This is a genomic window from Micromonospora sp. NPDC049529 (assembly GCF_055586685.1).
Genome location: NZ_JBVJHT010000001.1, coordinates 416,864 through 427,871, shown reverse-complemented (window position 1 = coordinate 427,871; position 11,008 = coordinate 416,864). Strand labels below are relative to the sequence as shown.

10 protein-coding genes are annotated in these 11,008 nt (G+C 70.7%); 3 read left to right on the top strand and 7 right to left on the bottom strand.

Annotation, left to right across the window (positions count from 1 at the left end):
• Window positions 1–43 precede the first annotated feature (43 nt).
• Window positions 44–253 carry a BldC family transcriptional regulator gene (locus ACZ6QQ_RS01990; RefSeq protein ID WP_007073996.1) on the bottom strand — a complete coding sequence of 70 codons (210 nt, stop codon included), beginning with the start codon at window positions 251–253 and terminating at the stop codon, window positions 44–46.
• A gap of 357 nt (window positions 254–610) precedes the next feature.
• Entirely contained in the window at window positions 611–1,450 is an 840-nt protein-coding gene (locus ACZ6QQ_RS01985; RefSeq protein ID WP_465873529.1) for a DUF8083 family protein, read from the bottom strand.
• Window positions 1,451–1,657: 207 nt separating this feature from the next.
• Between ACZ6QQ_RS01985 and ACZ6QQ_RS01980 the strand changes: the two genes are divergently transcribed.
• Window positions 1,658–2,740, top strand: coding sequence for a Glu/Leu/Phe/Val family dehydrogenase (locus tag ACZ6QQ_RS01980; protein WP_465873528.1), 1,083 nt, complete (start codon window positions 1,658–1,660; stop codon window positions 2,738–2,740).
• 494 nt (window positions 2,741–3,234) lie between these two features.
• Window positions 3,235–3,453, top strand: a complete 219-nt coding sequence (locus ACZ6QQ_RS01975) for a DUF3073 domain-containing protein (protein WP_329105325.1) — start codon at window positions 3,235–3,237, stop codon at window positions 3,451–3,453.
• Window positions 3,454–3,643: 190 nt separating this feature from the next.
• Here ACZ6QQ_RS01975 and amcA read toward each other — a convergent pair whose 3' ends face one another.
• The 5 genes from amcA to ACZ6QQ_RS01950 form a co-directional block, all read right to left on the bottom strand.
• Window positions 3,644–3,883, bottom strand: coding sequence for a multiple cyclophane-containing RiPP AmcA (gene amcA, locus ACZ6QQ_RS01970; protein ID WP_465873526.1), 240 nt, complete (start codon window positions 3,881–3,883; stop codon window positions 3,644–3,646).
• The gene (gene amcB, locus ACZ6QQ_RS01965) at window positions 3,852–4,955 is read right to left on the bottom strand and encodes a cyclophane-forming radical SAM peptide maturase AmcB (protein WP_465873525.1); all 1,104 of its coding nucleotides are present in this window, start codon (window positions 4,953–4,955) and stop codon (window positions 3,852–3,854) included. The genes amcA and amcB overlap by 32 nt, the downstream gene beginning before the upstream one ends.
• A 158-nt stretch (window positions 4,956–5,113) precedes the next feature.
• Window positions 5,114–6,280, bottom strand: coding sequence for a phosphoribosylformylglycinamidine cyclo-ligase (gene purM, locus ACZ6QQ_RS01960; protein ID WP_465873524.1), 1,167 nt, complete (start codon window positions 6,278–6,280; stop codon window positions 5,114–5,116).
• A gap of 101 nt (window positions 6,281–6,381) precedes the next feature.
• Complete coding sequence (gene purF, locus ACZ6QQ_RS01955; RefSeq protein ID WP_465873522.1) at window positions 6,382–7,953, bottom strand: amidophosphoribosyltransferase; 1,572 nt, start codon at window positions 7,951–7,953, stop codon at window positions 6,382–6,384.
• Window positions 7,954–8,122: 169 nt separating this feature from the next.
• Window positions 8,123–8,449, bottom strand: coding sequence for a sterol carrier family protein (locus tag ACZ6QQ_RS01950; protein ID WP_465873780.1), 327 nt, complete (start codon window positions 8,447–8,449; stop codon window positions 8,123–8,125).
• A 188-nt stretch (window positions 8,450–8,637) separates the two neighbouring features.
• On the opposite strand from ACZ6QQ_RS01950, the gene ACZ6QQ_RS01945 reads away from it, so the two are divergent.
• On the top strand, window positions 8,638–10,887 hold the full coding sequence (locus ACZ6QQ_RS01945; RefSeq protein WP_465873521.1) for a carboxypeptidase-like regulatory domain-containing protein: 2,250 nt from the start codon (window positions 8,638–8,640) through the stop codon (window positions 10,885–10,887).
• Window positions 10,888–11,008: the final 121 nt, after the last annotated feature.

Genomic DNA, 11,008 nt, shown 5'->3' with positions numbered 1-11,008 from the left:
CCGCCCCTGGGACGAAACGAAACGCGGCTGGCCCGGTAAGGGGTCAGTCGCCTTGACGCTGCTGGGGAATCTGCCCCTGCAGCAGGGCGCGAACCTCCGACTCGCGGTAACGCCGGTGGCCACCCAACGTTCGAATTGCGCTGAGTTTGCCCGCCTTCGCCCACCGGGTCACGGTTTTCGGGTCGACACGGAACATCGACGCCACCTCGGCCGGCGTGAGTAGCGGCTCTGGTTCGTGCGTACGCGATGCCATCGGTCACTCCTCCACAGGTGCCTATAGACATCGGCCGGGGTCCCGCCGGCCGACGCGTCTCCCATGGTCCGGCTAGTCCCCGATGTCCGACATGGGCCGAACGGCCGAACGTCCCTGGATGGACGGATGAACAATGACCGATTTATACAACTTTTCTATACTGAAAACTGTCTTATTCGGGCAGGTTGTGGCCCATCGTAACGCCAAGATTACGAGCAGACCTCACGTTGGAAACGCTCTCCAAGCCCCTGACCTCGGGAAACATGAACGAGTGTCGGGAAGCGGCATTCAGCAAGATCAACACAGCAGCGTTAGGGGGCTCGGCCCGAAGCCCCTAACGCCGGACCCGGCCGAGCCCTAGTTGCAGCGCTCCAACAACTGCACCGCGCGCCAGCGGGCGACCAACCGCTCGTACACCTCGGTGGCCCCTTCCGCGTCGCCCCGGGACAGCCCGGCGAGTCCCTCGGCGACCAGCGCCGGCGAATCGTCGTCGGCCAGCGCCTGATCCGGCAGCAACTGCACCAGGCCGCCGTAGTCCAGCTCCACCACCGACCGGGGATGGAACTCCTCCAGCCAGCGGGCGCCCTCCTCGACCGCCTCGGTGATCGGCGCGTCCCCGACCGACTTGCGCAGCACCGCCAGCCCCCGGGACGCCCGACGCCGGGCCTTCGAGATCTCCGTCCGGTAGCGCAGCACCCGCCGCTCCGGGCGGACCGTCAGCTCCCGCTCGGCGGCGTCGACGAAGACGAACCAGCGCAGCGGCACACCCCAGGTGGCGATCTGCTCGTGCAGCCGGGGCACCCCGTGCTCCAGCACCCGCGCCCCGCTGCGGAAGTCCTCCACCACCGCCTTGGCCTGACCGGCCAGGATCGGCGGCACGAACGCGTCGGCGAGCACCGGCGGCACCCCGTCCCGGGCGCTCAACGCCGCCTCGGCCACCCGGACCCGCAGGTTCCACGGGCAGACCAGCAGGGTGTCGTCGGCCTCCAGCACGTACGCCTCGTCGGGCAGGTCGGGTAGCCGGGTCCAGCCCGCGCCGAGCGCCTCGATCACCGCCGTACGCTGCCGGCCGGGGCCCTCCAGCGGGGCGACCGCCCGGCCCTCCTTGACGTACCGGCGCCAGAAAATCTGCCGGTCCCGGTCGAACGCGGTCAACGGCTCATACACGCGCAGGTAGGAAGCGAAGAGCGACGGCACGGCGCGATCCTCCCATGAAACCCGGGTTCCCTGCCGCCGACGGCACCGATCACGGGCCGTCGCCCCCGCCAGGTGGGACGGACCGTCCCCGGTCGGGACCGGCAGGTTGCGACGGCCGATATTAGGCTCGACAGCACCGGCGTCACCCCGCCGGCCACCGGAGAGGTCCGCGTCCCACAAGGACGCACACCGACATCAGGAGCAGTCATGGGCGTTTTCGCCAGCACCGACCAACAGGTCTCGGCCGGGCATGAGCAGGTCGTCTTCTGTCAGGACAAGCCGACCGGGCTGAAGGCGATCATCGGCATCTACTCGACCGCGCTCGGCCCCGCGCTCGGCGGGACCCGGTTCTACCCCTACGCCAGCGAGGCGGACGCACTGCACGACGTGCTCGACCTCTCCCGGGGCATGGCGTACAAGAACGCGCTCGCCGGACTCGACCTCGGCGGCGGCAAGGCGGTCATCTGGGGTGACCCGGAGCAGCTCAAGACCGAGCCGCTGCTGCGCGCGTACGGCCGCTTCGTCCAGTCGCTGGGCGGGCGCTACTACACCGCCTGCGACGTCGGCACCTACGTGCAGGACATGGACGTGGTGGCGCGCGAGACGCGCTTCGTCACCGGCCGCAGCGTCGAGCACGGCGGAGCCGGCGACTCGTCCGTGCTCACCGCCTGGGGCGTGTTCCAGGGCATGCGCGCCGCCGCCGAGCACCAGTGGGGGTCGGCCACCCTCACCGGTCGCCGGGTCGGCGTATCCGGCCTGGGCAAGGTCGGCAAGCACCTGGTCGGGCACCTGATCGAGGACGGCGCCTCGGTGGTCGCCACCGACGTGAGCGAGAAGGCCCTGGAATGGGCCCGGCACACGTACCCGGAGGTCGACCTGGTCGCGGACGCGACCGCGCTGATCACCTCCGACATCGACGTGTACGCCCCGTGCGCCCTCGGCGGCGCCCTGGACGACGAGACCGTGCCCGCCCTCCGGGCCAAGATCGTGGCCGGTGCGGCGAACAACCAGCTCGCCCACCCGGGCATCGAGAAGCAGCTCGCCGACCGGGGCGTGCTCTACGCCCCGGACTATGTGGTGAACGCCGGGGGCGTGATCCAGGTCGCGGACGAGATCGAGGGCTTCAACTTCGAGCGCGCCAGGCTGCGGGCCACCCGGATCTACGACACCACCCGGGAGATCCTGCGCCTGGCCGACGCCGAGGGCGTACCGCCGGCGGTGGCCGCCGACCGCCTGGCCGAGCGCCGGATGGCCGACGTCGGCCGGCTCCGCTCGATCCACCTCGCCTGACATCGGCACCGGGGCGTGCCGGGGCCCGCTCCCCGGCGTGTCCCACCGGACTCACCCCCCACGTCGCTCACGGCCCGATCGGGCCGTGAGCGACCACTCAGAGCCGCTAGCGGGGCTGACCCGGCCCGCTCGACCGTCCGTTCACGTCGCCGACCGGTGCCGGTTGCCCTGCCGACCCCCGCCGCCGGCCGCGCGCGGATCGGTGCCGACGCGCGGGGACGACCTCGTTTCGTCCCGCATCGGGGTCTAAGGTCGGTCTCGACGTCCCGCCCGCAGCGGAGGGTGATCGGGCCGTCATGACCGGTTTTCCACCGCGGTCGTTACCCGGCCGAAAAACGCCCCGGTCGGGTCAACTCGACGCGCGGGCACCACCGGCGGTAACCCGAGGTGCCGAACGTGGGCATACCCATGTACCGTAAGAGCCACGAGAGATGCCTGACGTCATCGGGGCCCGCCTTCGGGCTGCCCCGAATTCTGTGCGAGGGGGTCGAGCCATGGGGCGCGGCCGTGCTAAGGCCAAGCAGACAAAGGTGGCCCGGGAGTTGAAGTACCACTCCCCGAACACCGACCTCGCCGCCTTGCAGCGAGAACTCGGCGGCAGCGGCAAGTCGGACCACGACTTCGACGACGACTACAAAGAGTATGTCGACGACGATGACGAGGACCATGACGCGGACGACGACCCAGACAACTGGTCGCCTCCAGCCCGCTGACCTCCGTCGGGCACATTGAGCACGCGGTAACGCCCGCGTGCTCTCGCGTGTCCGGATGGTGTGGCACACCGTTGATCAACACGGTTCCATCCGGTCGAGGGTCTGCCGTGCGGATCGCTGTCCGACCCGCGCGGCAGGTCCTCGACCGGTCGGCCGTGCCAGAGCCGGCCGATCCGGACCGCCGGCCGCTTCAGCGCGGCCGGTTGTTCCAGTTGTAGAAGGTCGGGATGTTCTCGAAGTGGTTCCACGCGCAGACCGCGCCACCACTGTCGCCCGCCGTCGTCGCCTCCGCCCGCACTCGCCGGGCCTCCTCGGCCTCGTGTAGCAGGGCGGTGAGCCCGCTCCGGGCCGCGAGCACCCGCTCGGCGACCGGGTCGGGGACGGCGGCCCCGGTCGACTCAGTGTCCCGCAGGCTGGTGATCTCGAGCATGGTCCAACACTCCCTCGAGTAGGCGGATCTTGCTGTTACGGCAGTGGTTGGTCTCCGTACCGTCGAAACGTCCTTGCTCGAAGTAACGGTTGGCGGCGTGACCGCCGCCGCAGAAGCCGAAGTAGGGGCAGGTGGACCGGCAGGCCTCCACGCCGACGAGGAACTCCCGCACCCAGGGCAGCCCGTCGGCCCCGGCAAGGATCTCCGCAAGCCCCGTGGCCAGCACGTTTCCGCTGGTGAAGTCGCCGTAGCGGGGATCGGAGAAACCGGCCAGCTCGGGTGAGAGCAGGACCACCGAGCCGTCGTACCCGACGGTCGGGATCGGGTCGAGCCGCCGCGGCAGCAGGTCGTCCGCCGCACCGTCGAGGACCGCCGCGGCGTACCGCAGGGACCACTCGACCTCACGCAGGTGGATGGTCGGGGTACGACGCCAGGCGGCGACCAGCTCGGCCCAGAAGGCGGTGACCGCCGCCGCGGGATGGCTGTTGAGCCGGGTGTTGACGCCCTCCATCTCCTCGATGTTGATGCCGAGCACGTCACACCCGAGGTCGAGGAAGTACGCGTACAGCTCGGCGGCGAGGCCGGGCTCGGGCCGGGTCACCACGCAGAGGGCGGAGAACCCGACACCGTTGCGCTGCAGCGCCTCGATTCCCCGCTCGATCCGGTCGTACGCCGGCCGCCCGCCCCGGCCCACCCGGTCGCCGTTGCGCTCCCTGGGCCCGTCCACGCTGACGCTGACCCGCATTCCGTGCTCGACGAAGAACTCGCACCAGGCGTCGTCGATCAGGGTCGCGTTGGTCTGCACATGGTGCTCGACCCGCTCGTCGAACGGGGCCAGCAGCGCGGCCAGGTGCTCCCGCCCGGCGGCCAGGGGCTCGCCGCCGTGCCACACCACCGAGAACCGACCGGACCGGGCCCAGTCGTTCACCGGGCCCGCCACCGCTTCCGCCACTGGAACCGGCATCTTCCGATCATCCGCCCGAAACGGGAGATAGCAGTACGAGCAGTCCAGGTTACAGAGTGTGGTCGGCTGCATCACCACGTACGACGGCACGCTGGCAATGCCGCGCATCCCCGTAGACGCTCGCCGGACAACAGCCATCGGCCCCTCCTCCCCGTACCTGAGGTGCCCCTCAGGCTAGGTTGCGGTGGCCACTCGGGTGAAGTCCTGATCGGGTATGCGAAGGATCACGGCAAAGAATCAGGTATGCACGAATGTACGTTCGGTGGTCACCCTCGGGTGTGCTGGCCGATCAGCTGCACCTCGCCGGTGCCCTCGATGATCTCGCCGGCCTGCCACGCCTCGACGCCCCGACCGGTCAGGCAGGCCAGCGCGCGGTCCGCGTCCTCGGCGGAGACGATCGCGAACATGCCCACGCCCATGTTGAAGGCGGACTCCATCTCCGGGTCCTCGATCCGGCCCTTGGCCTGCACCAGGTCGAAGATCGGCTGCGGCCTCCAGGTGGCCCGGTTGACCACCGCGTCGACCGTCTCCGGCAGCACCCGGACCAGGTTGCCGGGGATGCCGCCGCCGGTGATGTGGGCCAGCGCCCGCACCTCGGTCTCGGCGATCAGCTTGAGGCAGTCCTGCGCGTAGATCTTGGTCGGGGTCAGCAGCTCCTCGCCGAGCGTCCGCTGCCGACCGAAGTCCTCGATCACCGTGTCCAGCCGCATCCGACCGGCACCCAGCAGCACGTGCCGGACCAGGGAGTAGCCGTTGGAGTGCAGGCCGGACGAGCGCATCGCGATCACCGCGTCGCCGATCTCGACCCGCTCCGGGCGGAGGATCTCGCTCTCCTCAACCACGCCGACACCGGTCGCCGAGATGTCGTACTCGTCGGGCTTGAGCACCCCCGGGTGCTCGGCGGTCTCGCCGCCGAGCAGCGCGCAGCCGGCGTACCGGCAGCCGTCGGTGATGCCGGCGACGATCTCGGCGACCTTGTCCGGCACGACCTCGCCGGTGGCGATGTAGTCGAGCAGGAAGAGCGGCTCGGCACCGGTCGCGACCAGGTCGTCGACGACCATCGCGACCAGGTCGATGCCGACCGTGTCGTGGATGCCGAGCTGCTGCGCGATGACCAGCTTGGTGCCGACACCGTCGGTCGAGGCGGAGAGAACCGGCTTGCGGTACTTGGTGGTGTCCAGCTGGAACAGGCCGGCAAAGCCGCCGAGCTGGCCCATCACCTCGGGCCGATGAGTGGTCCGCACCTTGCCCTTGATCAGCTCGACCGCCCGGTCGCCGGCCTCGATCGAGACCCCGGCGTCCGCGTACGAGACGCTGCGCTTGCGGGTGGCACGACCGGATCCGGCGGTCCACGGCTGGCGCACGCCGCCACCGGAGCCGGAGCCCTCGGCCGACCCACTACCTGCGCCATTGCGCTCAGTCACGTGCGTCACGGTTCTCCCCTTTGTTCCTCGCGGCAAGCCGCGTCGGGTAGCGGTCGAGGATGGCTCGACTTCTGGCACTCACCGGACGCTGGGTGGCGCCGGTCGGGTGGTTACGGGCGTTGCAGTGCGTCACGCGCGCCGGGGCTGGTGACGAGTGGTAGCGGGCGGTCGACGTCGGAGTCGCCGTCGTAGTGTTGTGGTGCGGGCTCCGGTGCCTGGTCCGCGACCCGACGCCCCACACCTTCGAGTACGTGTTTGCCGATCAGGTTCCCGGCCGGCAGATCGATCGGGTACTCCCCGTCGAAGCAGGCCCGGCAGAGCCGGGTCTTCGGCTGCTCGGTCGCCGCGATCAGACCGGCCAGCGAGACGTAGCCGAGGCTGTCCGCGCCGATCGACCGGCGGATGCCCTCGTTGTCCAGCCCGTTGGCCAGCAACTCCGCCCGGGTGGCGAAGTCGATGCCGTAGAAACACGGCCAGTTGACCGGCGGCGAGGAGATGCGGACATGCACCTCCAGCGCGCCGGCCTCACGCAGCATGCGGACGATCGCCCGTTGGGTGTTGCCGCGGACGATCGAGTCGTCGACGACCACCACCCGCTTGCCCCGGACGTTCTCCCGCAGCGGGTTGAGCTTGAGTCGGATACCGAGCTGGCGCAGGGTCTGGGACGGCTGGATGAAGGTCCGCCCGACGTACGGGTTCTTCATCAGCCCGGCGCCGTAGGTGATGCCGGACGCCTCGGCGTAGCCGATCGCGGCCGGTGTGCCCGATTCCGGTACGGGAATCACCAGGTCGGCCTCGACCGGGTGCTCCATGGCCAGTTTCCGCCCGATCGCGACCCGCGTCGAATAGACGTTGCGGCCGGCGATCGTGGTGTCCGGGCGGGCGATGTAGACATACTCGAACAGACAGCCCTTCGGCTCCGGTACGGCGAACCGGGCCGAGCGCAGGCCGTGCTCGTCGATCGCGATGAGCTCACCGGGCTCCACCTCGCGGACCACGCTGGCCCCGACGATGTCGAGGGCGGCGGTCTCGCTGGCGACCACCCAGCCGCGTTCCATCCGGCCGAGCACGAGCGGACGTACGCCGTGCGGGTCGCGGGCGGCGTAGAGGGTGCTCTCGTCCATGAACACGAAGCTGAACGCCCCGCGCAGCATCGGCAGCACCTCGAGCGCGGCGGCCTCGACCGAGAGGTCCGGGCGGCTGGCCAGCAGCGCGGTGACCAGGGCGGTGTCCGAGGTCGAGCCGTCGGAGTCCATGCCCCGCTCGGCCGACTTCCCGGCCAGTTCGGCGGTGTTGACCAGGTTGCCGTTGTGGGCCAGCGCGATGGTGGTGCCGGCGGTGTTGGCGCGGATCGTCGGCTGGGCGTTCTCCCAGGTCGAGCCGCCGGTGGTCGAGTAGCGGGCGTGCCCGATCGCGAGGTGTCCGCGCAGGCTGGCCAGGGTGGGCTCGTCGAAGACCTGGGCGACCAGGCCGAGGTCCTTGTAGACCACCACGCCCGAGCCGTCGCTCACGGCGATCCCGGCCGCCTCCTGGCCACGGTGCTGCAATGCGTAGAGACCGAAGTAGGTGAGCTTCGCGACCTCTTCGCCCGGTGCCCAGACTCCGAACACGCCGCAGGCGTCTTGCGGGCCGGGCCGTTCGGGGTCGAGTTCGTGGCTCAACCGGCCGTCGCCTCGGGGCACGTGCCGCTCCTCAAACTGAAGGCTGATCTGCTCTGTGCGGATCTGCTCGGACTCGCCTTGCGCGCGGGAATTTGGAAGTTCCGTCGCCGAACAGTGTACGCGAGCCGGAGACAATACAGAAAGTCACCTGTTCGCTCCTCACCGTGATGACCGATTAGCGCGGAATGGGTTATTCGAGCGGTATATACGCGGATATGTCAGCGCGATTCCCACTGGCGCGAACCCGTCCGGCCGCGACCGCGTCTGCCCATCCCAGCCGACCGGTTGCCAGCAGAATCCAGGTCACCGGATCCAGTTCCACCACGTTCGGCGGCGTACCCCTGGTGTGTCGCGGCCCGGCACCACACTGAACCGCACCGTAAGGTGGAACCCGCACCTCCACCGAACGGCCAGGTGTTCGCCGGGCCAGTTCCGCGAGGAGCGCGCGGACCGCGTCCCGAAGCAGCTCCCGCTCCGGGGTACGGCCAGCGTCAAGCTCCGCGACCGCTGCCACCACCACCGAGGACTTACTGTACGGAGAGGACACGACGGGACGATACGACCTGCCGTCGTGTCAATTGACGCTGCCCCTGGGTCGCGCGAGTCCACTCGAACAAGGCATAGTTGCCGACGGTGTACTCGTACGGTAGTGAACCCTGGCCGGAATTGAGTCGGCCGGAGAAGCCAGACCGGAAGGCGGTGGACGTGACAACACACCGACATGCCTGGAAGCGACGGGCCGGTGTGGTCGTGGCGCTGGCAGCCAGTGCCCTGCTCGCTCTCCCCTCGGCACCAGCCCTCGCTGCGGAACCAGACCTCGACGTCAGCAACTCGGCCACGGTGAACGCCGGCAGCGACACGACGGTCACCGTGCGCGTCACCACCAAGGAGGCCACCGAGGTCACGGTGGACATCAGCCTCACCGGCCTGCCCACGGGTGTGAGCTGCACCGGTGGCTGCGGTCGGACGAACGTGGTGCCGAACGTGCCGAAGTCGATCGCGCTCACGCTCAGGGCGAACGACAACGCGCCCGCCGCCAACGGCGCCTCCGTGACGGTTCGCGCCGCGACCGACGACGTCGCCACCAAGGACTTCTCGCTCACCGTGAAGGCCGCCGCGCAGCAGCCGACGCAGCCCACGCAGCCGGCGGCGACGCCGACGGTCAAGGAGATCTCCGGCCGGGTCACCGACGCCAACGGCACCCCGGTGCCGAACGCCTCGGTCCTGCTGGTCGACTCCGGGGGCCACAGCTACGACGCCACCACGGGTTCCAGCGGCAGCTTCAAGTTCGTCGGCACCGCCACCGCCCCGATCACTCCGGGGCAGATCGACCTCGGTGCCAGCCTGGGCGACAAGATCCAGAAGAAGCGGATCACGGCCGCCGCCAACCAGACGCTCACCAACCAGCGCGTCGTGCTGGCCGTCAGCGCCAGCGCCTCGCCGTCCACGAGCGCGGAGGCGCTGCCCAGTGACGAGGCGCTGCCGTCCGAAGAGGGCGCACCGGCAGCGGACGGTAGCGAAGCACCGGCGCAGCAGGCGACGGAGGAGACCAGCTCCAGCGGTGGACTCGGCGCCTGGATGCTGATCATCGTCGGTGGCCTGCTGGTCGCCCTCGGCGTCGGCGCCATCGTGCTGCTCTGGATGCGGCGCAAGGAAAACTCGGACGACGACGAGGACGGCCCGAGCGGTGCCCGGTCCTCGGGTGCCGCCGGCTACCAGAGCGGCGCCGACCCGACCCGGGTCGCGAACCGCGCCGGCATGGGCCACGACGCCACCGCGATCAACCGGAGCGCCTCGCTCGCCGACGCGCCGACGATGATGCACAACCGGCCGCTGGTGGACGACGAGTTCCCGGACCCGTACGGTGCACCGCTGCCGTCGCAGCAGCCGCAGGGGTCGACGTACGGCGCCGCAGGACAAGGTGCCGGTTACGGCTACGGCGGCGCCCCGCAGGGCGGTGGCGAGTACGGTGCCGGTGCACCCGGTGGCTACGGCAACGCGGCGGGTGCCGGTGCCTACGGCAACGCACCCGGTTCGGGAGCCGGCTACGGCAACGCACCCGGCTCCGGCGCCGGTGGCTACGGCGCCCCGGCCGGCGGCTACGGCGCCGCCCCCGGTGCCGAGTACGGCAACGCACCCGGCTCCGGCGCGGCCGGCTACGGCAACGCTCCGGGTGCCGGTGGCTACGGCAACGCACCCGGTTCCGGCGCGGGCGGTTACGGCAACGCACCCGGCTCCGGTGCCGGCGGCTACGGCAACACTCCCGGCTCCGGTGCCGGCGGCTACGGCGGCAACTACGGTGGCGAGCAGCCCGGCGCGGGGTACCCCCCGGCGCCCGCTGCGTACCCGCCGCCCGGTCCGGGCGCCGGCCCGTACCCGCCCACCCCGGCAGCGCAGGGTGGTGGCCGGTACGACGAGCCGACCGGTCGCTACGACGGCCCGAGTGCCGGCGGCAGTGAGTACGCGCCACCGGCCGACCCGTACGCCCAGGGCGGTTCCTACGGGGCCGGCGGCAGCGACGGCACCCGCGCGTACGGCGCCGACCAGCAGCCGTACGGCGGTCAGGGCGGTCAGCAGGGCTACGGGCAGCAGGGTGGCGGTGCGTACGGCACCCCGAGCGCCGGCGGCGGTTACGACCAGCAGCAGGGCGCGGGCGGCTACGGTGCCGCTGGCGCCGGATACGGTGACCAGCCCGGTTACGGGGCCGGTCCGGCGGCGGGCGGTTACGACCAGCCCCAGGCCGGCGGTTACGACCAGCGCGGTGGTTACGACCAGCGTGGCGGCCCGGACCAGCGCGGCGGTTACGACGACCGGGGCGGCTACGACCAGCAGCAGGGCGGCGGCTACTACGACGAGTCGGCGCAGGGCGGGCAGCACGGCCGGGGCGGCGCGGGCGGACCGCAGCAGCCGAACCGGGGCGGCGAGCGCCGTTCACTGGACTGGCTGGACGACTGACAACTGACGAAACGGGCTGGTCGGGAACTTTCCCGGCCAGCCCGTTTCTTCATGGCGACTCCTGAACGGACAGCCGCGCAACATCGACATGGCACCGTTTCCGGCAGACGCCGGAGGGCAT

Coding starts and splice junctions, on each gene's coding strand:
- ACZ6QQ_RS01990 (WP_007073996.1), bottom strand. CDS start 253: ATGGCATCGCGTACGCACGAACCAGAGCCGCTACTCACGCCGGCCGAG.
- ACZ6QQ_RS01980 (WP_465873528.1), top strand. CDS start 1,658: ATGGGCGTTTTCGCCAGCACCGACCAACAGGTCTCGGCCGGGCATGAG.
- ACZ6QQ_RS01975 (WP_329105325.1), top strand. CDS start 3,235: ATGGGGCGCGGCCGTGCTAAGGCCAAGCAGACAAAGGTGGCCCGGGAG.
- amcA (WP_465873526.1), bottom strand. CDS start 3,883: ATGCTCGAGATCACCAGCCTGCGGGACACTGAGTCGACCGGGGCCGCC.
- amcB (WP_465873525.1), bottom strand. CDS start 4,955: ATGCGCGGCATTGCCAGCGTGCCGTCGTACGTGGTGATGCAGCCGACC.